The sequence below is a fragment of the Leifsonia virtsii genome (genome assembly GCF_030433675.1).
GTDB lineage: Bacteria > Actinomycetota > Actinomycetes > Actinomycetales > Microbacteriaceae > Leifsonia > Leifsonia virtsii.
The window spans coordinates 75,948-96,843 of the sequence record NZ_JAROCB010000003.1; the positions used below are offsets into that span (position 1 = coordinate 75,948).

General features: G+C 65.3%; 22 protein-coding genes. 8 read left to right on the forward strand and 14 right to left on the reverse strand.

The features are described 5' to 3' along the window. Positions 1 to 2: 2 nt before the first annotated feature. From P5G59_RS11170 to P5G59_RS11180, 3 genes are read right to left on the reverse strand one after another with little or no spacing between them, the layout of a single operon-like run. Positions 3 to 416 (reverse strand): arsenate reductase ArsC, encoded by a 414-nt coding sequence (locus P5G59_RS11170; protein ID WP_175338884.1) that lies wholly within the window; start codon positions 414 to 416, stop codon positions 3 to 5. Between the two features lie 54 nt (positions 417 to 470). Continuing rightward, complete coding sequence (locus P5G59_RS11175; RefSeq protein ID WP_175338883.1) at positions 471 to 1,382, reverse strand: metalloregulator ArsR/SmtB family transcription factor; 912 nt, start codon at positions 1,380 to 1,382, stop codon at positions 471 to 473. Positions 1,383 to 1,419: 37 nt separating this feature from the next. Continuing rightward, on the reverse strand, positions 1,420 to 2,730 hold the full coding sequence (locus tag P5G59_RS11180; protein ID WP_175338882.1) for an NAD(P)-binding domain-containing protein: 1,311 nt from the start codon (positions 2,728 to 2,730) through the stop codon (positions 1,420 to 1,422). 83 nt (positions 2,731 to 2,813) lie between these two features. On the opposite strand from P5G59_RS11180, the gene P5G59_RS11185 reads away from it, so the two are divergent. Genes P5G59_RS11185 through P5G59_RS11195 form a run of 3 tightly spaced genes read left to right on the forward strand, consistent with a single transcriptional unit; the run spans position 2,814 to position 4,234 of the window. Further along, entirely contained in the window at positions 2,814 to 3,170 is a 357-nt protein-coding gene (locus P5G59_RS11185; protein WP_175338881.1) for an ArsR/SmtB family transcription factor, read from the forward strand. Next, on the forward strand, positions 3,167 to 3,658 hold the full coding sequence (locus tag P5G59_RS11190; RefSeq protein ID WP_175338880.1) for a GNAT family N-acetyltransferase: 492 nt from the start codon (positions 3,167 to 3,169) through the stop codon (positions 3,656 to 3,658). The genes P5G59_RS11185 and P5G59_RS11190 overlap by 4 nt, the downstream gene beginning before the upstream one ends. Positions 3,659 to 3,718: 60 nt before the next feature. Further along, complete coding sequence (locus P5G59_RS11195; protein WP_175338879.1) at positions 3,719 to 4,234, forward strand: DUF2306 domain-containing protein; 516 nt, start codon at positions 3,719 to 3,721, stop codon at positions 4,232 to 4,234. A gap of 133 nt (positions 4,235 to 4,367) precedes the next feature. Here P5G59_RS11195 and P5G59_RS11200 read toward each other — a convergent pair whose 3' ends face one another. Next, positions 4,368 to 4,997 (reverse strand): hypothetical protein, encoded by a 630-nt coding sequence (locus P5G59_RS11200; RefSeq protein WP_175338878.1) that lies wholly within the window; start codon positions 4,995 to 4,997, stop codon positions 4,368 to 4,370. Continuing rightward, entirely contained in the window at positions 4,994 to 5,335 is a 342-nt protein-coding gene (locus tag P5G59_RS11205; RefSeq protein ID WP_175338877.1) for a PadR family transcriptional regulator, read from the reverse strand. The genes P5G59_RS11200 and P5G59_RS11205 overlap by 4 nt, the downstream gene beginning before the upstream one ends. A 105-nt stretch (positions 5,336 to 5,440) precedes the next feature. Between P5G59_RS11205 and P5G59_RS11210 the strand changes: the two genes are divergently transcribed. The 3 genes from P5G59_RS11210 (at position 5,441) to P5G59_RS11220 (ending at position 9,078) form a co-directional block, all read left to right on the forward strand. Beyond that, the gene (locus P5G59_RS11210) at positions 5,441 to 6,274 is read left to right on the forward strand and encodes a PEP/pyruvate-binding domain-containing protein (RefSeq protein WP_301219611.1); all 834 of its coding nucleotides are present in this window, start codon (positions 5,441 to 5,443) and stop codon (positions 6,272 to 6,274) included. Positions 6,275 to 6,534: 260 nt separating this feature from the next. Next, positions 6,535 to 7,686 (forward strand): PEP-utilizing enzyme, encoded by a 1,152-nt coding sequence (locus P5G59_RS11215; RefSeq protein WP_301218925.1) that lies wholly within the window; start codon positions 6,535 to 6,537, stop codon positions 7,684 to 7,686. Positions 7,687 to 8,220: 534 nt separating this feature from the next. After that, complete coding sequence (locus tag P5G59_RS11220; RefSeq protein ID WP_175338874.1) at positions 8,221 to 9,078, forward strand: ArdC family protein; 858 nt, start codon at positions 8,221 to 8,223, stop codon at positions 9,076 to 9,078. 303 nt (positions 9,079 to 9,381) lie between these two features. Here P5G59_RS11220 and P5G59_RS11225 read toward each other — a convergent pair whose 3' ends face one another. Beyond that, positions 9,382 to 10,170: an IS3 family transposase gene (locus P5G59_RS11225; RefSeq protein WP_175338921.1), complete on the reverse strand. Its 789-nt coding sequence runs from the start codon at positions 10,168 to 10,170 to the stop codon at positions 9,382 to 9,384. Next, positions 10,167 to 10,487 carry a transposase gene (locus P5G59_RS11230; protein WP_175338873.1) on the reverse strand — a complete coding sequence of 107 codons (321 nt, stop codon included), beginning with the start codon at positions 10,485 to 10,487 and terminating at the stop codon, positions 10,167 to 10,169. The genes P5G59_RS11225 and P5G59_RS11230 overlap by 4 nt, the downstream gene beginning before the upstream one ends. Before the next feature lie 243 nt (positions 10,488 to 10,730). On the opposite strand from P5G59_RS11230, the gene P5G59_RS11235 reads away from it, so the two are divergent. Together P5G59_RS11235 and P5G59_RS11240 are read left to right on the forward strand one after the other, a co-directional pair. Next, complete coding sequence (locus tag P5G59_RS11235; RefSeq protein WP_301218928.1) at positions 10,731 to 13,454, forward strand: AAA family ATPase; 2,724 nt, start codon at positions 10,731 to 10,733, stop codon at positions 13,452 to 13,454. A 546-nt stretch (positions 13,455 to 14,000) separates the two neighbouring features. Continuing rightward, entirely contained in the window at positions 14,001 to 14,234 is a 234-nt protein-coding gene (locus P5G59_RS11240) for a hypothetical protein (protein WP_175338872.1), read from the forward strand. Between the two features lie 137 nt (positions 14,235 to 14,371). Here P5G59_RS11240 and P5G59_RS11245 read toward each other — a convergent pair whose 3' ends face one another. The 7 genes from P5G59_RS11245 to P5G59_RS11275 form a co-directional block, all read right to left on the reverse strand. After that, a complete protein-coding gene (locus P5G59_RS11245; protein WP_175338871.1) occupies positions 14,372 to 14,860 on the reverse strand; it encodes a DUF4411 family protein in 489 nt (162 codons plus the stop codon). Continuing rightward, positions 14,860 to 16,017 (reverse strand): ImmA/IrrE family metallo-endopeptidase, encoded by a 1,158-nt coding sequence (locus tag P5G59_RS11250; protein WP_175338870.1) that lies wholly within the window; start codon positions 16,015 to 16,017, stop codon positions 14,860 to 14,862. The genes P5G59_RS11245 and P5G59_RS11250 overlap by 1 nt, the downstream gene beginning before the upstream one ends. 202 nt (positions 16,018 to 16,219) lie before the next feature. After that, positions 16,220 to 16,666: a single-stranded DNA-binding protein gene (locus P5G59_RS11255; protein WP_175338869.1), complete on the reverse strand. Its 447-nt coding sequence runs from the start codon at positions 16,664 to 16,666 to the stop codon at positions 16,220 to 16,222. 112 nt (positions 16,667 to 16,778) lie between these two features. Further along, positions 16,779 to 17,249 (reverse strand): hypothetical protein, encoded by a 471-nt coding sequence (locus tag P5G59_RS11260; RefSeq protein ID WP_175338868.1) that lies wholly within the window; start codon positions 17,247 to 17,249, stop codon positions 16,779 to 16,781. Then, entirely contained in the window at positions 17,246 to 17,650 is a 405-nt protein-coding gene (locus P5G59_RS11265; protein WP_301218932.1) for a hypothetical protein, read from the reverse strand. The genes P5G59_RS11260 and P5G59_RS11265 overlap by 4 nt, the downstream gene beginning before the upstream one ends. After that, positions 17,650 to 19,455 (reverse strand): type IV secretory system conjugative DNA transfer family protein, encoded by a 1,806-nt coding sequence (locus tag P5G59_RS11270; RefSeq protein WP_301218934.1) that lies wholly within the window; start codon positions 19,453 to 19,455, stop codon positions 17,650 to 17,652. The genes P5G59_RS11265 and P5G59_RS11270 overlap by 1 nt, the downstream gene beginning before the upstream one ends. Next, the gene (locus P5G59_RS11275) at positions 19,452 to 20,780 is read right to left on the reverse strand and encodes a P-loop NTPase family protein (RefSeq protein ID WP_301218936.1); all 1,329 of its coding nucleotides are present in this window, start codon (positions 20,778 to 20,780) and stop codon (positions 19,452 to 19,454) included. Before P5G59_RS11275 ends, P5G59_RS11270 begins: the two co-directional genes overlap by 4 nt. Between the last annotated feature and the right edge of the window lie 116 nt (positions 20,781 to 20,896).

Below are 20,896 nucleotides of genomic sequence, written 5' to 3' on the forward strand. Positions count from 1 at the left end.
TCTCACACCGCCGCGGGAAGGAGCTCGGCGAGCAGGTTCTCGACGCGCTGCTTGATATCGTCGCGGATCGGGCGGACCTCCTCGACCGGGCGGCCGGCCGGGTCGGTGAGGTCCCAATCCTCGTAGCGCTTACCGGGGAAGATCGGGCAGGTGTCGCCGCAGCCCATCGTGATCACCACGTCGGACTCCTTGACGGCCTCGGTGGTGAGGATCTTCGGCTGCTCGCCCGCGATGTCGATGCCCTCCTCGGCCATGACCTGGATCGCGACCGGGTTGATCTGGTCTTTCGGCTCGGAGCCGGCGGAGAGGACGTCGACGCGGCCTCCGGAGAGTTCGCGCATGTACCCGGCGGCCATCTGGGAGCGGCCGGCGTTGTGGATGCAGACGAAGAGGACGGTGGGCTTGGTGTCAGACATGGCGGGGCTCGCTTTCTCTCGTACAGAAAGCATAGATGCACGTCTATGGTTTTGCTAGTCGGTCGCCGGGGTGTTCACGAGCCGTTCAGCATCGATCCGGGTCAGGAGGCCGCGGACGCGTTCCTCGATGTCGTCGCGGATCGCGCGAACTGCGGCGAGGGGCTGGCCGACGGGGTCGGGGACGTCCCAGTCCAGGTACTCGCGACCCGGGTAGATCGGGCAGGCGTCGCCGCAACCCATCGTGATCACGTAGTCCGCAGCCCGAACCGCCTCGTCGGTCAACGGCTTGGGGAACTCACCACCGAGCGGGGTGCCGACCTCATCCAGCACGGTCACGATCGTCGAGCGGACCGCGTCAGCGGGTTCGGAACCGGCGGTACGGACGCGGACCCGGTCGCCGGCGAGCTGCCGAAGGATCGCCGACGCGAGCTGGGAGCGGCCGGCGTTCTGCACGCACACGAACAGCACCTCGGGCACCCCGGCCCGCTCGCCGGTGGATCGGAGGAGGGCGTCGAGGCGGGAGACGGCGAACGCGCTGGTCAGCGATGCCCGGTTCTTGCGGCCGTCGAGGCGGTCGTAGCTGTCCTGGACGTACTGCTCGACGCTCTCCCGGGACAGGACGCCGCGGTAGCGGAGGGCGAGGTCCTCGATGATCCGATCCGTCGCTGCGCCGTCTTCGGCGGGTCGTTCGTGGCGGACGAGTTCGGCGACCCTGTCTAGCTGATCCGCCGTGATCGTGTACCAGGCGGTGCGGCCCTCCTGGGTGCGCTCGACCAGGCCCTCCTCGCGTAGCAGCTTCAGGTGATGGGAGACGGTCGGCTGCCGCAGCCCGAGTTTCTCGGCGAGGCGGGTGACCGAGCCGCGTCCGTCGCGGGCGTCGAGCAGGAGTCGGAGGATGCGCGCCCGCGTGGGATCGCTGATTCGCTTCAAGCTGCGCAGCGCGTCCGGTTCCGGCACCCCACCCATAGACGCAAGTCTATGCGCACGCGGTGCCGGAGTGAGATCAGGAGCAGCAGGACGACCCGGACGTCCCGGTGGAGCACACGCCCGTGGCGGGCAGCACCAGTTGAACGTTCGTCGCGGAGGCGATGTCGCCGGCGAGGTAGGCGGTGATCGAGCGGACCTGCTCGTATCCGGTGGCGAGCAGGAACGTCGGGGCGCGGCCGTAGGACTTCATCCCGGCCAGGAAGAAGTTCGGCTCCGGCTGCCGCAGCTCGGCGAACCCGTGCGGCTCGACCGTGCCGCACGAATGGACGTTCGGGTCGATCAGCGGCGCCAGCCGAGCCGGCGCCTCCACGATGTCATCGAGCTCCAGCCGGATCTCGCGCAGCATGTCCAGGTTCGGGCGGAACCCGGTCGCGTTGACGACCACGTGGGTGTCATGCTCGACCAGCTCGCCGGCGCGCTGCCCGATCAGCCGGACACCGCCGTCGATGGGAGCCAGGCGGAGGATCTCGAACCGGTCGAGCTGCTGGATCGCGCCGGTGGCGATCAGCCGGTCGACGCGCTTGCCGATCGCGGTGCGGGCGATCAGTTCGTCATCCTCGGAGGTCGTGACCCGGATGGCGCTGGCGTTGCGGATCAGCCAGGTGATCTGCGTCTCCGGTACCTCTCGCTTCAGCGCGGCGAGGTTCAGCAGCGTGTTCGCGGCCGAGTGCCCGGCGCCGACGACGGTGACGCGCTTGCCCGCGAACCGGTCGCGCTCACGGCCGACCGCATCCGGGAGCGCGTGCGAGACATGCTCGGCGACCGCTGAGAGCCCGAGCGGGTCGAGACCGGAGGAGGCCAGGCTGTTCGGGGTGAGGTAGGTGCCAGAGGCGTCGATGACGGCACTGGCGGTGACCTCCTGGACGCCGTCGGCGTCGGTGATGCGCAGCAGGAACGGGGTGTCGGCGCGGCCGGCGCTGCGTGTGCGGTCCATGCCCTCCCGGCTGACCGCGTCCACGGCGACGCCGTAGCGGATGCGGGAGGCGATCGCGTCCAGCTTCGAAAGCGGCTCGAGATACGCGGTGACGAACTCGCCGCCCGTCGGCAGCCCCGTGGCCTCCGGAGCGGTCCACCCGGTGGCTTCCAGAAGGCGGCGAGAAGCCGGGTCGACCAGGTGCCGCCACGGCGAGAAGAACCTGATGTGCGCCCACTTCTGGATACTCGCTCCAGCGTCGGCGCCGATTTCGTAGACGACGAAGTCGATGCCACGTTCGACGAGGTTCGCTGCCGCGGCCAGTCCGATCGGGCCGGCGCCGATGATCGCGACAGGCAGCCCGTCGAGACGGCTGCTGCGCGCGGCGGGGGTGGTCAGGTCGACCAGAGTCATCTCATCCTCCATTGATGTTCTTCGATGCGTTGATCCTGCACCCATCCATCGAAGTTTGTCAATATTGTCGCTAGGATGGATCCATGAGCACCCTGGAAGCACTCCCCATCACCCCTGTCGGTGCCTGTTGCACACCGGTCACCAAGGACGTGCTCTCACTCGCGGACGCCGAAGCGATGGCCGTCGCGTTCAAGGCGCTCAGCGATCCCACCCGGCTGCGGCTGCTCTCGATCGTGGCCGCCTCCGACGGCGACGAAGCCTGCGTCTGCGACCTCACCGAACCGATCGGCCTCAGCCAGCCGACGGTCTCCCACCACCTCAAGATCCTGATGGACGCCGGTTACCTCACCCGTTCCAAGCGGGGTACCTGGGCGTACTACAAGCTCGTCCCGGGTAGCCTCGACCGCGTCTCCGCACTCCTGGCTACCGCGGCGGCATGACCATCCGGGCGCTCAGGCCGGAGGATTGGCCGGAAGTCGAGCGCATCTACGCGGAGGGCATCGCCACAGGCAACGCCACCTTCGAGTCCGCTCCACCGACCTGGGAGCACTTCGACGCCGGAAAGCTGACGGTCGGCCGATTGGTGGCGGTTGACGACGACGGATTGGCGGGCTGGGCGGCGGTGTCGCCCGTGTCGAGCCGGGAGGTGTACCGCGGCGTCGTCGAGCACTCGGTCTACGTCGCCGACCGCGCACGCGGTCGCGGACTCGGACGACAACTCCTGGACGCACTCATCACGGCTTGCGACGCCGCCGACATCTGGACCATCCAGTCCAGCATCTTCCGTGAGAACACTGCCAGCCTCCACCTCCACGACCGCGCCGGTTTCCGCCAAGTCGGCCACCGTGAACGCATCGCGTTCATGACCTACGGGCCGTGGGCGGGGCAATGGCGAGACACCATCCTCATCGAGCGACGGAAGGCGTAGCCCGAGGACACCGCCTCCAGGTCTAGCCTGAGCGCGACGAAGGGAGACGCGCTCGTGCACATGGCCCCCCTACTCGGACTCGACGTCGCGTCGCTCTCCCTCGCCTTCCTGGTGCTGCTCGGAATCCACGTCACGACCGCGCTGGTTGCGATCGTCACGGGACTCATCGCGATGTTCAGCCGCAAAGGCTCAGGCCGGCACATTGTCGCCGGGCGCTTCTACTTCGGTGCGATCCTGGTCGTCTTCACGACCGCCTGCGCGATGTCGGCATTCCGCTGGCCGACCGACGCACCCCTCGTTGCGGCCGGAGCGGTCGCGGCCGCCGCCGCCACGTATGGCTTCGCTTATCGGCGGCTCCACCGGCCAGGGGATGCACCCCACATCATCGCTATGGGTATTTCGTACGTAGCCATGCTCACTGCCTTCTACGTCGACAACGGACCCCAACTCCCCGTTTGGCGCCTCCTACCCACCTGGTCGTTCTGGTTCCTTCCCGCGATCGTCGGGACTCCGCTCATCGTCCGCGCCGTGCTCAAACACCGCAACCACAGGTCACCAGTGACAACCCGCGGGTGAGAGATCCCGCTCGACATTTTCGTTTCGCCGGCGGGCTGACGCTCAGGTCGTCAAAGGTCGAACCGGCGGGAGGAGTGATCGCGTGCACAGGCAGCGTGACGTCGCCCAGACCGCAAAAGGCAGACGCACAAGGCTAGCAATGGCGGCCATAGCGACGAGTCCCACCGCGATTGATCCCCCGGATCCGCTCGCCAGTCGCACGGTTAAGGTTGTGAGAACGAGCAGATCGGCCGCGACGCAGACCGTCCCCACGGATGCAGCGGCGAGAATCGCGCGTCGCGGTGGTGACGCTGCTAGCCAACGAATGAGCGATCCTGTCGTGGCGAGCGTGAGAACGCCGGCTGCGACGGGCCATTGCCACAGCGGGCAGGATCGGGATGGCCGCGATCAGCTCACCAGGCTGCGACATCCAGCCGGCAGGCGCCAGAAGCATCAACCACCAGAAGCCGACCAACGGTCCGGTGATCAGTAGCGACCGGAGCGTTGCACGCGCTTCCGCGATCGCGAGCTCATCAGCGAAGCCTTCCGCGACTTCCTTCGCCTGCCCCATCTCCGCAACGGCCGCCGCGGCGGCTTCCGAGGCATCAAGGCCAAGCCTCCTGAACTTTCCGATCGCCGATTCGAGATCGACGGCGATCTCCTCGACCACCCGCGACTTGACCATGGCGGGTCCACGCAGATAGGAACGCAGCTCAGCCACATACGCCTCGATGACGTCGCTCTGTTCGCATGACTCCGCGCGAGCGCCGAGAGTCCGTCTCATGATGCGCCCTCCGACGGACGACTCCCGTGGAGGAGGGCAGTGACGGCATCTGCGAATTCCGCCCAGCCCGCCCGTTCGTCGCGGAGCGCGCGCCGACCGGAGGCGGTGAGCTCGTATTCCCGGCGTCGTCTGCCTCCGATGACATGCCAGTGGCTGCCCACGAGGCCGGCTCGCTCCAGCCGGTGGAGCGCCGGATAGACGGTGCCGGTCGGCAAGTCGAACGTTCCCCCACTGCCGGCACGCAACGCTTCGATGATGGCGTACCCGTGGCGCGGTTCGTTCTCGAGCACCGCGAGGAGAAGCCCGTCCAGGTGCCCTTTGAGAGCTTCAGATCTCACGACCCCACCACCTCCGGCGTAGCGACGGGGCGAAGAGAACGCGCTGGTGTTCCGTCCCGGCGAGACTTATAGTAGCACTGCTACATGTAGTGTCGCTACGTATTGGTGGTGATTCAGTTGGATGAACAACGAGCACTTCCTGAGCTGTCCGACGCCGCTGCTGACCGGACGCTCTGGGGAAGCAAAGCCGCCAACCTCGCGGTCGCCGCAGCGGCCGGATTTCGGGTGCCCCAGGGATTCGTCATCACTGACGACGCGTTAGCGGAGCTCGGCCGGCGCTTCGATGAAGCCGTCGCGGGCGCTGCTGCACACCTCGGAAACGGCCGCTTCGCGGTGCGTTCATCCGGGTCCGCCGAAGACCTCGCCGACGCGTCCTATGCCGGTCTGTACGAGACCCTGCTCGACGTGGAGATCCCCGATCTCGCGAAGGCGATTCGGAGTGTCTTCGCCTCAGCTGCAACCGAGCGGGTTTCCGCGTACGAATCACGGCGGTCCCCTGTGGCCCGATCGCCGATGGCGGTTCTCGTTCAAACGATGGTTGCCCCGGTCGCAGCGGGAGTCGCCTTCTCCGCGAACCCGTTGACGGGGACCAGAGACGAGGCAGTGGTCAGCGCTGTCCGCGGCCTAGCTGAACCGCTTGTCTCCGGAGAGGCGACCGCCGAGCAATGGATCGTGAAGCACGGCCACGCCCACCGCGCGCAGAACCAAGATGTCCTCAGCCCCGCCGAGGCGATTGCGGTTGCGGAGCTCGCGTATCAGGCGGAAGGGGTTTTCGGCTCACCGCAAGACATCGAGTGGGCCATCGATGATGGGGGCCGGCTGTTCCTCATCCAGGCCCGACCGATGACGGCGCTTCCCGAACCGGTCGACTGGACCCGCCCGGACCGGGACTGTGGTCCAGGAACTTCCGTCTCGGCGAATGGCTCCCCGAAGCAATGACTCCACTGTTCGCCGAATGGATCATTCCGCGTCTGGAAGCGGGATACCTCGCAGGAATGTGGGCATCAGCACGAGTGAAAGTCCCGTTCCCCTACGCCACCGTGAATGGCTGGTACTACAACACGACCCCGACACCATCAGCGCCCACGCTCTGGCACGTCCTAATCGAGAGCCGGGGGCGCGCGCCATGGTTCCTCTACAACGTGCTCGCGCGGGTCTCGAGCAACCCTCCCGCGGCCGATCACGCGACCCTGCGGGGCATGGAGGCCGACTGGCGTGAGCGGATCCTTCCGACCTATCGAGCTTTCGTGGAAGCGGCCCCAGCTCCCACGACCGTGAGCGAAGCGGAGGAGCTTGTCGACCACATCTGTTCACTCGCCGGCCAGTACCTCTGGTGGCTCGCGGTCGTAGGAGGGTCCGCCTGGAAGATGGAGGGCGCGCTCTCCACATTCTGGTCGAAACACCTGGCTTCACGCCTCGACGGGACCGCAGCCGGCGAAGCGGGCGCCGAAGCGTTGCTGCGCGGCCTCACGCGAACCGAAACCACCCCTCCCGCTCATGCGGTCTACTCGTTGGACTGGTACTTCCCGACAGCCGGAGAACACTCGTCCCCTCAGACGACGGCGCCAGAAAGGGCACCCGATGACCGCGCACGAATCGATGCCCTCCCGCAGAAGCGATCCGATGTCGAAGCCGCCGCACGGGCAGCACTGAGTGACCGTCCGCGCCTCGTGGTCAGGTTCGACGCGCTCGTCGAAGTGGCGCAGCGATACGCGATCCTCCGCGAGGAACAAACCCGCGACCTCACGCTCGGCTGGCCCCTGCTGCGCCAATGCGCTCAGCACATCGGTCATGAACTGACAACTGCCCGAGCGATCGCGGACCCTGACGATGACTTCTTCCTCACCCACAACGAACTCCGCGACCCGACTACCGATCACCACGAGCACGCGGTCCGCCGACTCGCCGGCTGGGAGAGGCAACGACGCCTAGATGCGCCGCTCACACTCGGCACGCCACCGCGACTGATCGGGGACCCCATCGCCCGCGCAGTCAATCGAGCCCGAGGCGCGACGCCTCTTCCTGACGGCGTCATCGTTGGCCACCCCGCCAGCGTCGGACGGGCAACGGGCACGGTTCGGGTCGTCACCGGACCGGAAGACTTTGCCGACTTCCGGTCCGGGGACATCCTCGTCGCCAAAGCGACCGCACCTGCCTGGACCCAGCTGTTCTCGCTCGCTGCGGCCGTCGTCACCGACGGCGGCACGCTCGCAGCCCATGCGTCGCTGATCGCTCGCGAGTACGGCATCCCCGCGGTCGTGGGCACGGGCGACGCAACCGCACGGTTGCGCACCGGGCAAACGGTTACGGTCGATGGCGGAGCCGGGACCGTCGCACCCGTGCTCGACTGACGGATCCGCCACTGAGGAATCCGACGAGCTCCTCAACCAGTGACGTCTGTGCGGTCTCCGCGCCAGAAGAAGGCAATCCAGAAGCCGCAGCGTCGGCACACGTACACGTCATGGCGCTCACCGAGCGCATGAACCTGGCGCCGGAGCCGTTCCCGACCGCAGCAAGAGCACTCCACCGAGCCATTGGTCGACATAGTTCACGATAACTCCGCGACATGGCACCCGATACGCAAACAGCGCGACTCGGCAGATGGGCCAGTCGCGCGGACGCGCATGGGGGTTTCCGGAACTGAGTTTGGACCTTTTGCGCGGAGCCGACTGTGTCGGCGCGATATGTGTGTCTTCTCCCCGCTCCGGCCTGCGATCGTAACGGCCTCCGGCTGCTCCGCTCCCGACCCTCGCTATTTGCAGACTCCGTCGCTGCGCTCCTCCACTTAGCAACCGCTCCTGTCGGTCGCTGCTCGACCTCCACCCGTTCTTGATCTTCGTGCCGGGACGGCGAGAAAGACGAGTGGACAAAGGAGCAAGCGAATCATGAGCAACACGACCATCACCCGAGACGCGGCGGACCGACAGGCAGAGGCGGAGGCACTGCACGCGTCGATCGTGGAGCAGGTCCAGCAGCTCGCCGACAGCGGCCAGTGGCGGGCATTCCTTGAGTTCGCCCGCTCATTCCACAACTACAGCCTGAACAACCTTCTGCTGATCCTCGCGCAGAAACCGGACGCGACCATGGTCGCCGGTTTCCGGCAATGGCAGGCCAAAGGGCGACAGGTCCGCAAGGGTGAGAAGTCAATCAAGATCTTCGGGTATCGCGAGAAAAAGACCGAGACCGCTGCTGACGATGACACCTCGTCCGATGAAGGGCGTGTCGTCCGGTACTTCCCGACTCTGTCCGTTTTCGACATCGCGCAGACCGACCCGATCGAGGGAGCCGACCCGCTCCCAAGTGATCCCACGCAGCAACTCACAGGCGACCAAGACCACGGCCTGATTGCTCCGCTGAGCGATCACCTGGAGTCCCGAGGATGGACGATCAGCCGCGAGCCGTTGACCCGTGCCAGCGGATACACCGACCCCAAGACGCTGCGAGTGATCCTCGCGGAAGGCATCAGCGTCGAGCAGTCCGCGAAGACTCTGATTCACGAGACGGCGCACATTGAGCTCCGCCATATCGACAGCGTCGAGGAGTATCGACAGCACCGCGGCCGCATGGAGGTCGAGGCTGAGTCGGTCGCCTTCGTGGTCGCTGGTCTGTGCGGATTCGATACCAGCGCGTACAGCATCGGCTACATCGCCGGATGGAGTGACGAGGATGTCACTGTGATTCGCGACTCGGCCTCCCGCGTCCTCGCGGCGGTTCACAGCATCGCGGGGATGCTCGACCAGTAATCACGAGCGAGCGAAAAGAACCCCGACCCATCTTGAGTGGGTCGGGGTTCTTTCACGCTCGGGAGCGGCGCGAGGCGGGGTCGGAGCAAGAGGCGACAAATGCTGAGCGGGAGAGATGGCCGTGACAAGAAGAGGCGAGACGAAGAGACAAGAAGCAACGAAGGAAACCAAGGTGATCTTCCCCCGGTTCTTCGGACAGTTTGATGTGTCGTTTCAGGCAGCCAGGGTGACTGTCGTCGGGACGATTTTCTCGTAGTCGGCCGGTGAGTGGTAGCCCAGGGAGGAGTGCCTGCGGCGGGGGTTCTACCAGGCTTCGATCCAGGAGAACATCGCCGTCCCCAGTTGCCGTCTGGTGGCCCAGGGTTGGCTGTCGAGGAGTTCGATCTGCATCCCGGACCAGAAGGATTCCATCATCGCGTTGTCGTAGCAGTCGCCGACGCTGCCCATGGAGGCGATCAGGCCGGCTTCGTGGACGCGGGAGGTGAAGGCCCAGGAGGTGTATTGGGAACCATGGTCGGAGTGCATGATCGCCCCGCGGACCCCGAACCGCCTCCAGCGGGCCATCTGCAACGCATCCACCACCAGGTCCGCGGTCATCCGGGATCCGATCGACCAGCCGATCGCGAGCCGGCTGTAAGCGTCCAGGACGACGGCGCAGTAGACCTTCCCCTCCGCGGTGTGGTGCTCGGTGATGTCACCCAGCCAGAGCCGGTTCGGGCCCGGAACGTGGAAGTTGCGGTTGACCTTATCTTCGCTGGTGGCCGGGTTGGCGCGGAACCGGAACTTGCGTTTGACCGCGCCAGCCCAGCCGCGCTCGCGCATGATCCGCTCCACCCGCTTCCGACCGATCCTGAACCCGTGCCCCATTCGCAGCTCGGCGTGCATCCTGGGTGACCCGTAGGTGTGGAAGAACGCCCCCTTCTCCGACCGGAGTCGTCCGATCACCGCGGCGATCTCCTCATCCCGGGCCTTGCGGGCAGAGACATGATGCTTGGCCCAGGTGTAGTAGCCGGAGCGGGAGACCCCTAACAACCGGCTGACCGTCGCGACTTTGAACCGTTTCGGGTTCTCGGTCGTCAGCTGCTCGATCAGTCGGAAAGATGTTTTGGGAGCACGTTCTCCTTCGCGAAATACGCTGCCGCGCGTTTCAGGATCTCGTTCTCCGTCTCCAGGCGGCGCACCTCCCTGCGCAACCGGACCAGCTCGGCCTGCTCATCAGCATCGAGCACCGGCACCACCCCGGCGGCTTTCTCCGCCTGCTCTTTCGCGAAGTCGTCCTCGGCCACCCACCGATACAACGCGGAGTTCGAGATGCCGAGCTCGCGGGCGACCTGCGACAACGGGCGGTCGCTGATCCGGACTAACTCGATCGCACGAACACGGAACTCCCGAGGGAAACGTCTAGCCATAAAGACCAACCTCCCGAACCAAACAAGGCCGATGATAAGTGACCGAAGAAACGGGGGAACACCACAACGAAGGGAACCAAGGCGAAAGAGACCAACGAGAGAACGAGACCAGAAACGAGAGCAGACAAGAGGGACGACAAGCCAAAGGAAAAGAGCGAATGCACGTAGGCACTCTTCGAGTGTGCGCGCTCCGTGCGCGCCAGAATGCGCGCGCAACCGGAAGTTCTAAGTGTGAGAGGTGGAGTGGCGCGTTGGAAGCGCGGGCAGGCGGCCCAAGGGGTCAAGCAGGCGGTCCGCTACGCCTTCGGTGGCGTCTGCGACGCGACCCTGACGGCCAAGACTGCCGACGGCGCCCTAGCCGCGGCCGGCTACGCGGACGCGGTGATGACCCGTTACATCGTCGAGAATGGCACCATCCGGGACGACCTGCTCACCCGTTCCCAGCTGAAGAATTGGGTCGACGGCGTCGACCCTGTCACCAGTGAACGCCGGGGCCGCGATCTGGAGTCTGCGGTCGCGGATCTCATTCTGGATGCGACGATCAATGCACCGAAGTCGTTCTCGATCGCGGCGATGTTGGACACGGAGTTGGCGGACGCGTACGAGGATCTGCAGGACCGGCTGCGGGGTCGGATCATCAAGCTCTGGCAGTCCGAGCTCAACGCCCGCCGAGGGAAGCAAGGTGCCATTCGGGAGGATCTGGCTCGCATCGAAGTCGTCGAGTTGCAGCATGAGCGGTCGCGTTCGCTGGACCCGCACAAGCACCGCCACCTCTGGCTGAACGTCAAGGTCTTAGGGCTCGATGGGAAGTGGTCGAACGTCGACACTCGCGTGGCCTTGCGCTTCCAGAACGTCGTGAACGCCGAAGGCGATCTGGCCTCAAGGACCGACCCGACGTGGGTCGCTGCGCTGGCTGCGAAGGGCTTGACCCTGAACTCGGATGGGGAGATCGCGCAACTACAGCATCTGGTGCGGCCACTGTCGAAGCGCTCTGCGCAGATCGAAGCGAATAAGGCGACGCATCTGCGTCAGTGGAAGGAGCAGCATTCCGGCGAGGAGCCTTCCGCCACCCTTCTGACTCAGATTGATCAGTGGGCTTGGGCAGCGGGCCGGCCGAACAAGCCGGGTCAGCTGAACGAGGAGGATTGGGCGTCCGTCGTGATGTCCGAACTCCACGCGATCGATCCGGAGCTCGGCCGAACGCGGGACGTGAATGCGGCAATGTCAGTAGCCATCGAGGACCTCGACCTGCAGCTGCTTGCGGCCAAGGCGATCGTTGATGCCGACTCACGGTCGACCGCGACAGGAGGTAGGTTCAGCGACATGGATGTCCGAGCCGGGGCGATCCGGGCGATCGCCGCATCTGGTGTCATCGCGGACCGGACCGACCTCGTGGACATCGTGGACGAAGTGACTTCCCTCGCCGCGCGGACGTACACGGTGACGCTGCTGTCGGATCCGGACATTCCTGCACACATCAAGAGGCGTATGGCGACCTCCACCGCAACTCTCAAGGCCACCGTTGCACATCTGACCGAGTCGCTCGCGGCGCCCGGCGAGGCGCCTAGTGCTGCGGAAATCGCTGACGTCGCGAAGGCTATTGGTCCCGACCGAACGCTCGATGAGGGACAGGTGGAGGGTGCCGCCTCAATCGCAAGTTCGGATCGCATCGTGACAATCTCCGGGGCGGCCGGCACGGGCAAGACGACCATGCTCAAGGTGGCAGGTGCGTCGCTCCGCCGTCGGGGTCGCGCCATGATCATCGTCGCACCGACGAAGAAGGCGTCTGCGGTAGCGGGTCGCGAAACGAAGAGCTCATCGTCGTCCCTTCATCAACTTCTGCATGATCATGGCTGGCGTTGGATCAACAACGAAGCTGGCGCTGTCGAGTGGTCTTGTTTGAAGATCGGTGACGTTGACCCGACGACGGGACGAACGTACGTGGGACCCTATATGGCGATTCGCCCCGGCGACCGAATCGTCGTCGACGAAGCTGGGATGCTCGATCTCGAAGCTGCGCGCGCCCTTCTGGATGTCGTCAGCCGAACGGGGGCCGGCGTTGCCCTTGTAGGCGACCAGCACCAAGCTCTACCAGTCGGTCACTCCGGCGCGATGGCTCTGTTCTGGCGGCGCGCTACTCGACAAGTTGAGCTCACGACGATCCATCGATTCGAGGATCCAACGTGGGGAGACCTGAGCCTCAGACTGCGCAGGCCTGATGACAAGGAAGAGGCGCTGCGTACGGCTCAGGAGCTCATAAGCACTGGGCACGTGGTGCTCGCAAGCAGCGACGCTGATGCCCGCAACGCAATGGTCGGCGCCTGGTTGAGCGCCGCGGACGCACACCGGTCGATTGCGCTCGTAACCGCAACACACGCAGAGGCGCAGTCTGTCAGCGAAGAAATCCAGGCTCACCGAATTGCGGCTGGGACAGTCGATACTCGCGAACTGGCGATTGGCCAGAACGGCCAGGCAATCTTCGCCGGAGATGTCGTTCAGACCCGTCGAAACGATACCTCGGCGGACGTCCAGAACCGGCAAAACTGGGTAGTGAAGAGCGTCACCGATCGGCATGTACTGCTGGCGGCAGCCAGCGATTCGACCGATCTCAGACGGATAACTCACGAGTACGCCGGATCGCATCTCCACCTGGCGTATGCAACGACCGTTTACGGCGTGCAAGGTGAAACGACGGACCTATCGGTGGTTGGCCCCGACGTCGATGCCTCCGGCCTCTACGTTGGGCTGACGAGGGGCAAGGCGCACAACATGGCGGTCGTTGTTGCTCCGACCGAAGCATCCGCTCGGACCAAACTTGTCGAAACCATGCAACGTGGATCCCTAGAGGAGACCATGGATAAATCGCGTGCAGCTGCTCGAAGGGAATTCAACCGGGCCGCTCGGCAGGTCGTGGGCACGGTCGCGAGTGAATCCCCCACGAGTGCCAACGGCCCTGGTTTGGGGTGATGTTGCCGCTACACCACAGCAAGACCGCTTGCGACTAGACGGCGGCCTAGAGCATTCGCACCGTCGAGATCGCCGCCACGCGCGTCAAACCGTAGCAACCCGACTGCTAGGGCGTCCGCGCGGTCCTGCACCGTCGGGAAAACGCCGCCGGCAACAAAAACCAACGCTTGGCGTCCGTCGTTCGCGCAAGTGGTTGCTGCTCTCTCTACCAGTTCGGCGTCGAGATTTCCGCGACGACTCGCGACCCACGCGAGCCAGCGGGAGCTGTACAAGTCACAGACTTCGCTTGCTGGCCCCTGCGACAACACTGTGTCGACCGCGCCGAGGTAGCGCATCCACTCTCGGCAGAGTTCTGCCGCTTCACGTCCGGTAGCGCCCCACTGTCGCGGTTGTGGTCGATCAACGTTCATCTCACCAGTGTCCTGCAGGCCCGCGACGACCGCTCGTGATTCTAGAGAATCGCTCCTCAACTCTTTGCAGACCGTTCCGCAGTCCCATCTGCACGCTTCAACGCCTGCGCTCACCAACCTGTGCCAAGCTCGGGTTGTGGGTGAGCAGCAGCAAAGCAAGCCGCGTAGTTGGGTAGGAAGCTGGGCGCGCAGCGAAGAGTTCTGGCGCGGTGTGACGAGCAAGATGCTGGCGGGATTCATCGTGCTTTTGGTCGGCGCCTTCTTCGCAGCGGTGGCCGGGTTGATCGATTGGTCGATCGTGGGCATCGTAGTGCTGGGAATCATCGTGCTGATCGGGACGGCACTCTTGGCGCTCGCGGTCGGCGTGTGAATTCGTCCGCTTCGAGCAAGGGCTCACTGGAGCGTGCGGCTGCTACTTGAGCTTGCAATGGATGCGCTAGTTGGCCTGCCCATCTTGGGCTATGTGTGGCTGCTGTCCCTGTTCATTCGCTCGCACTAAAACACGGCCTACGCCGCATCCAGACTCAGACGCACCTCTCGCGAGCGGAGCATGGCGAACGTATTGCAATACGGAACTCCCAAAGCACGGCACGCGTTGGGGATGAGGATCCGCTTCTTTGCCTCAGCCTGGTACCCCTCATGAGTTACAACCGTGTGGCCGTGAGCCGCTGCATGCGCAACCAGGTAGTAGTCAGCCACGCTGAGAAATTCGTCGACCGCTGCCTGGGTGAACTGTCCGGAGCTAGCCCACTTCGACAGCTCCGCAAGCTTCACCGCGGTGAGAGCGTCAGCCGAGGCAAACATGCCCGGGTGGGTCCGGACCCATTGCGCGAGCTCGTCCGCGCCGTCCGTGAGCTCGTCCTTCACCTCGTCGATGCTCCCAATCGCGCCTGCCGCCGCGTCAGCCTCAAGCCATTCCCAAAAACCCGGTGCTAGATCGAACGCGTAGTACCGATTCTTCGCTTCGATGAACACGTTGGTGTCGAGGAGGTACATCACGCCACCCCTAATTCATCGGCAAGCTTGCCGAAAGTCTCGGGCTTCGTCGTTCCGAGAAGACGATAGGCGTCCCCATAAGCCGTGCCTCCGCTTCGAGCGTCTGCGACGACCGCACGCGCAAATCGGCGCCCAAGCCGCAGGGGCTGAACCTTATAGAAGTTTCCCCCGCCCGGCCCATCCTTGACTCGACGGGCAAGCTCCCGCACTCGATCCAGCTCCTCTCGGTACCGTGGCCGGTACTCATCCCAACTGATCAGATCAACGTCGAAGAGCCGGCGAAGAACCACGAGAGTACTTACTCGGTACAGGGCAGCCAAGCGCTCCAATTCAGAGGTACTGGCCTCTCCGGCGTATGCGTTCTTCAGTGTCGCGCGGGGAACTAGAACCTCGGCAGCGACTTGATTGCACCAACGCTCGTGCGCGTCGCGATCTGGCCTGGCCACTCCGGCGTCAGAAAGCGCGGACTCTCCTGCCGCAATATGCGCCAGCTCATGCACGATCGTGAATATCTGAGCCGCTTTCGTATCGGCCGCGTTGACGAAGATGAGTGGGGCATAGTCGTCTACGAGTGCAAAGCCGCCGAACTCTTCCGGATCTAGTGCACGATGCGTGTCGGCGCCAACGATGCCGTTGACAGACACCAGGACGCCTGCTTCTTCGATCAGATCGATGAGCTGCCTGAACGCTGCCTCCCAGCTTCGAAACGCGCTGCGTCGCTCAAGACCGAAGCCGATTACGTTACGAATGCGTTCGGCTACGGGCTCAACAGGGTCCCCGATAGCAGCGAAGCCGACTAGGGGAACTCGATCGAAACCGTGCGCAATGGCGAAGTCGCGGTACCAGGCCTGACGACGTTGACACGCATAAATGGTGTCTCGAAGATCTGTAGAAAGCTCGTCCCGATGCTCATCGCCCCGCGTTCGAAAATCAGGGATCGGAACGGTTTCCTCCGGTGGGCTTTCCAGCATTAGATAACCGAAAGGAACGTGAGCAGCGTTCGCGAAGGACTGCAACTGCTTTAGAGTCGGCGCCGGATCAGCAGCCAGCCAATCTTCGAAGCGAGGAAACCGGCCGTGGACAATTTCTTCGCTCCAGCCGGCACGATCGACCGCCCATCGGAGCACCTCCGGGCTCACGGGGATGCGAACAGTCATCACAGCCCCTCCAGTCACCAACTGATCCCTATCGTAGGCGGCTCGCATTTCCGCTCAAGCACTATTTGCCTCATCTGGGCACCTGAAATCCTAGGGCGTACCACCGTCGTCAGAACGCTGGTGCGAGTCCCCTCTTGTGGGGCAGCAAGCCGTGCGGCAAGGGCGGGCGAGGTCGATCGTTACACCCTCGCCCGCCCTCCTGTCATGCGATTCCAATGCCCGCCGGGCCGCTCGCACCTGCGACCGGCCCGGACGCGGATGCGGATGCGTCCAGGCCGTCAGCTTTTGGGCCGCGACGGGTCACCTCCGCTGTCGTGTAGCGGAGCGACGGCCCGACGCTGTCGGCGACGACTTCTGTGGCGGCTCGGGGTTCGCCGGTAGCCTGGTCGGTCCAGTGGCGGAACTCGAGGTTGCCGTTGACGATGACGGTGTCGCCCTTGGCGAGGCTGGCACGGACGTTCTCGGCGGTCCGGCCGAAGACGGTGGTGCGGTGGTACTGGGTGTCGCCGTCGACCCACTTGCCGTCTTCGAGCTTGCGGTCGGTGACGGCGACGGTGAACTTGGCGAACTTGGTGCCGTTCTGGGATTCGCCGTAGTCGGGGTCGGCGACGAGGTTGCCTTCGATGCTGATCGGGACTCGAGTGCTCATCGTTCCTTTTCCTTTCCTTTCGCGCCCCGTTGGTCGGGTCGCTCTCACCTAGAACTTCCGGTCCGAGGTCGGAAAATGCGCGCTGGGCGCGCGCAAATCGCCTCGCCGACGCTCACTCATGGGCGTGGCTTTGGCGGATCCAGTCGGCCCACTCCGCAGGGACGGCATTGCCGCCGGCTTGTGGGAGTTCCGTATGCCCGTTGTGGCATTCGCCGTTGTACCAAGACGCAAGCCGCGGGATGGCGACCGCGAGGCGCTCGTGCCAGCCGATGGGTCCGTAGCCGGCGTCGAGGCTGTCGAACGAGACGAGCCATGCGGTGTGGAGGGCGGAGAGTTCTTCGACGAGGGCCCCGTGTTTGTACCAGCAGGGCGGGATCTTGCGGGTGGGGAGGTTGTACCGGCGGGTGAACCAGATCACCCAGCCGCGTAAGTTGGTCCAGACCTCTGCCGCATCTGCGTCGTCGAGGGTGCGCCAGTTGATGACCCGGATTCCGAGCATGCCGGGACTTTGCCGAGGAGGCTGGTCCTCCCATCGCTCGGCGAGTGAGGCGACGAGGTCTTCGAGGGGGGTGTCGTCGGTCATTGCTGTTCCAGTGCGGATTCGATGTAGTGGGCGATCTTGGCCTGCAGCCGGGCGATCGCTTGGACGGAAGCGGTGCGGCGCGAGACGAACCCCGAGAGGGCGCGGTCGCGGTCGATCAGCTGGTGCACGTACTCATGGCAACGCGGGTGCAGGGCCGTCAGGTCCTCATGCCGCTCGTGGGCGGTCCAGCCGTGCGGGGTTTGGGTGACACCGCGGTAGTCGAGGTGGTGCAGCTCGAGGCTGCGGGCGCTGCCAGCGCCGAGGCAGAGGGCGCAGCGGATGGTGCCGTTGCGCGACCCTTCCTCGAGGAACCAGCAGTCGCGGCGGGCGAACCAGGCTCCAGAGTGCAGATAGTTGGTCCGGTAGGTGTTGTCCCGGGCGGGACGGCGACGGTTGGACATCAGTTTCCCTCTCCCGCTGATCCTCGGCGATCGAGCGCGGCTTGGTACTGTTCGGCGAACACGGCCTGCTGGTCGAGCTCGGTGAGCTTCTTCCCGTCGCTGACCTGTCGGGCGTCGTCGCGGTCGGTCCAGCCGCGCAGGTCGAGGAGGATGCCGCGCCGGTTGCGATACGCGAGCAGTCCGACGGTCTCGGGCATGCGGCGGATCTCGTCGATCGTCATGACCGGGACCTTTTCGTTCTGCACGTTCGTGGACGATCCGTTGTCGTTGTAGGAGTGCCCGGTGTTCCGGATCCGCCGGGTCCCGAGAAGGGATTCGATGTCGCGGAGGTGGTCGACGTCGGATGCGCCACCGAGGAGGAGCTTGGCGGTGGCGGCCGACCAGATCGTGTCGGCCTCGGACCGCGACCAGGCGGTCTCGGCCTGCGAGAGGGCCTGGAGGACGACGATGGTGGAGATGCCGATGCCGCCGCCGTCCGCCATAATGCGCGGCAGTGCGGGCCAGGAGAACATGTTCGCGATCTCGTCCAGGATCAGCGCGAGCGGGAGATCCAGCCGCGACCCGGGTGAGGCAAGGGCTTTCCGTCGTGCGGTCTCGACGATGTCGTCGAGGACCGCGCCGAGGAACCCACCAACCGAGCCAGCGCCAGCGCCGGTGCCGACCAGGTAGAGGCTGTTAGAGCCGGCGAGGAACGCGTCGGGGTCGAACTGTTCCCCCGGCCCGGGTGTCATCGCCTTCCGGATCGACGGGATGGAGAGAGGGCGGAGCGCGCCGAAGACGCCGAACCAGGAGTTCGCCAGGAGCTTCTCATCGCCGTTGATGATCGCGTCCAAGTCTTCCGACCAGCCGGGCGACCCCTGGCTTGCGAGCACGCTCACGGCTTCGCGCGCGAGCCGCGGGTTGGAACCCCACCGCGCCAACGCATCGGCGCCACGTTCGGATACTGCTGCAGCGTGGAGCAGGCGGGAGAGCACCGAGGAGGACACTTGCGCCCATTCCTGATTGGTCTTCGACGCACCAAGGGCGGTGCCGGCGATGATCGCCTGCCCGCGCTGGTCCGCTACGAGGGGGTCCTCGCACCCGGCGACCGGGGAGATCCGCAGCGCCGAGCGGACACCGGTGAGCTCCTGGGGATCAAACACGGTGATCTCGCCGACGCGGGCGCGCTCGCGCATGGTGGCGGAAAGGTTGTCGTTGCGGGTCGAGGTAGTGATGAGGGGGCCGTCCCAGTCGAGGATGGCGTTGATGATGAACCGGTAGCCCTTGCCGGAGCGTGGTGCGCCTTCGACGACGATTGAGTCCTCGATCGACACGTAGACGTCCTGCCCGTGCGCACTGCCCACCTTCCACCCGGCGGCAGATGGCTCCGGGTTCACCAACGATGGGCGCAGGTTCTTGGCGCGGAGGAGGGCGGTGCGGGCGGAGGTGTGTTTGCGGACCTCGCCAGGTTTGGCAACGCCGTCGCGGCCGCGGAGTTCGTGGATGAAATGCCGATCCGACTGGCGGTACCGAAGCCACCAGACCATAACCGCCGCCACGAGGCTCAGAAGAATTAAGACCGCGAGGATGTCGAGGACTCGGATCAGGGTCACGGGTGCCATGCATCCGGCAGCGAGTGCGAATCCGCTGGGGTCGCCGCCAATGGCCAGTTGGAGGCCGGCAAAGACGCTTCCGGGCTGGCCGCCGGCGCCGCAGGTGGCGGTGATGGTAGCGCTGGCGATGCCGGTGGTGAGGGCGCCGGCGGCGACGATGGCGAAGAGACAGTAGAGCGCGAGCTGAGTCCACGAAGAGCCGTGAGTTCTCATGCTCGTTCACCGCCCATGGCGTCGGTGCGGAAGATGCCGAGTTCATAATCGGTGCAGATGTTGCGCACCTTCGCGACCCGGTCCTGCCCGATCTGCCACAGCCCTTCGCCCTTGTGCAGCTTGCGGACGAGGTCGGCTTGGGTGTCGTTCCAGCCCAGGATCTCCCGCGACCGGGCGATCTCGCCCGAGTGCTGCGCGTAGGAGATGCGGGTCTCGCAGTCCGCGAGAAGTCCGAGCGCACGCGAGTGCAGAGCGCTGTTGCGATCACCCAATGCATCGAGGTCCGCGACCCGGTGCAGCAGGTACCAGTTGGAGGTGCCAAGGTGGCGTGCGACCTTCTCGTCCTCGACCCTGTCGGCGAGACCATCACCACCGGAGACATCGTTGAGGAGCTCGACCGCCGCCTCTTCGTGGATGATGACTCGGGCTTGCCGGTTCGCACCCAGGCTGGAGCGGCGGATCCAGTTCGCGGTCGCGAGCCGGGCCAGTGCCTGCGCTTCCGGTGATGCGCCTTTCAGTGCGGAGGTGTCGACGACCATCATCGGGGCGTCAGCGTCAAAGCGGACGGTGGACGGTCCGTCGAAGAACCCGGTCAGGTCACCGGACACCATCCGGCGCAACGAGTGCGCGAGCCGATGGCCGGCGTCCGCAACCTCAACCGGCAGCGCCTCATCGGGGTCCACCAGACGGCTGTAGACGTGCGTGATGGTGACGGTCGACTGACCGCGCAGTGCGTCGAGGGCGACGTCGAGGGCGGTGTGCTCGACCGGTTCCAGGTTCCCGCCTTCGCGGAGGCGGCGGATGATCGTCTTCACCGTCGCCCGCCGGTACTGGAGGACGTTCTGGTTCCAGTCCTCATCCGAAAACGACAGGTCGCGTGGCCCCTCATCGAGCAGGTTGATCCGGGCGGCCTTACCGGGACCGACGGAGATGGAGGTACCGCCGACGTACGCGGCGACGCGCACCCACTCCCCGTTCGGGTCGTGCGGGACCGCGACCTTCCGGCCCAGCCGGGCGAGCCGGGACGACCAGGACTTCGCGAGCATCGACTTGCCCGTCCCCTTCACCCCGAGGATGGCGACGGAGTGCGAGCGGACGGCCTCGGCAGAATAGGCGTCCCAGGGGTCGAAGCAGAACGGCGCCCGGGAGAGCAGGTTCTCGCCGATATACGCACCGGTGAGGATGTCCCCGGTCTCAGCCAGGAACGGATACGCGCCCCCGAGGACTTTCGAGCTGCATCGGTGTGCGGGCGGGGTGGCGCGCAGTGGGCCACGCAGATTGTGCGGCTGCTTCCACCCCCACGCCGGCATCTTCGACGCCGGCAACTCCGCACTCTGCAGCTTCCAGGACGAGCTCTTCTCCGGGTCGGCGCTCCGGCCATGACGGCCGTTGGCGCCGGGCTTCTCATTGGCGGGGATGCGGCCGATGACCGTGTTCGGCT

Coding starts and splice junctions, on each gene's coding strand:
- P5G59_RS11170 (WP_175338884.1), bottom strand. CDS start 416: ATGTCTGACACCAAGCCCACCGTCCTCTTCGTCTGCATCCACAACGCC.
- P5G59_RS11175 (WP_175338883.1), bottom strand. CDS start 1,382: ATGGGTGGGGTGCCGGAACCGGACGCGCTGCGCAGCTTGAAGCGAATC.
- P5G59_RS11180 (WP_175338882.1), bottom strand. CDS start 2,730: ATGACTCTGGTCGACCTGACCACCCCCGCCGCGCGCAGCAGCCGTCTC.
- P5G59_RS11185 (WP_175338881.1), top strand. CDS start 2,814: ATGAGCACCCTGGAAGCACTCCCCATCACCCCTGTCGGTGCCTGTTGC.
- P5G59_RS11190 (WP_175338880.1), top strand. CDS start 3,167: ATGACCATCCGGGCGCTCAGGCCGGAGGATTGGCCGGAAGTCGAGCGC.
- P5G59_RS11195 (WP_175338879.1), top strand. CDS start 3,719: ATGGCCCCCCTACTCGGACTCGACGTCGCGTCGCTCTCCCTCGCCTTC.
- P5G59_RS11200 (WP_175338878.1), bottom strand. CDS start 4,997: ATGAGACGGACTCTCGGCGCTCGCGCGGAGTCATGCGAACAGAGCGAC.
- P5G59_RS11215 (WP_301218925.1), top strand. CDS start 6,535: ATGGAGGCCGACTGGCGTGAGCGGATCCTTCCGACCTATCGAGCTTTC.
- P5G59_RS11220 (WP_175338874.1), top strand. CDS start 8,221: ATGAGCAACACGACCATCACCCGAGACGCGGCGGACCGACAGGCAGAG.
- P5G59_RS11230 (WP_175338873.1), bottom strand. CDS start 10,487: ATGGCTAGACGTTTCCCTCGGGAGTTCCGTGTTCGTGCGATCGAGTTA.
- P5G59_RS11245 (WP_175338871.1), bottom strand. CDS start 14,860: ATGTACCTCCTCGACACCAACGTGTTCATCGAAGCGAAGAATCGGTAC.
- P5G59_RS11250 (WP_175338870.1), bottom strand. CDS start 16,017: ATGACTGTTCGCATCCCCGTGAGCCCGGAGGTGCTCCGATGGGCGGTC.
- P5G59_RS11255 (WP_175338869.1), bottom strand. CDS start 16,666: ATGAGCACTCGAGTCCCGATCAGCATCGAAGGCAACCTCGTCGCCGAC.
- P5G59_RS11260 (WP_175338868.1), bottom strand. CDS start 17,249: ATGACCGACGACACCCCCCTCGAAGACCTCGTCGCCTCACTCGCCGAG.
- P5G59_RS11265 (WP_301218932.1), bottom strand. CDS start 17,650: ATGTCCAACCGTCGCCGTCCCGCCCGGGACAACACCTACCGGACCAAC.
- P5G59_RS11270 (WP_301218934.1), bottom strand. CDS start 19,455: ATGAGAACTCACGGCTCTTCGTGGACTCAGCTCGCGCTCTACTGTCTC.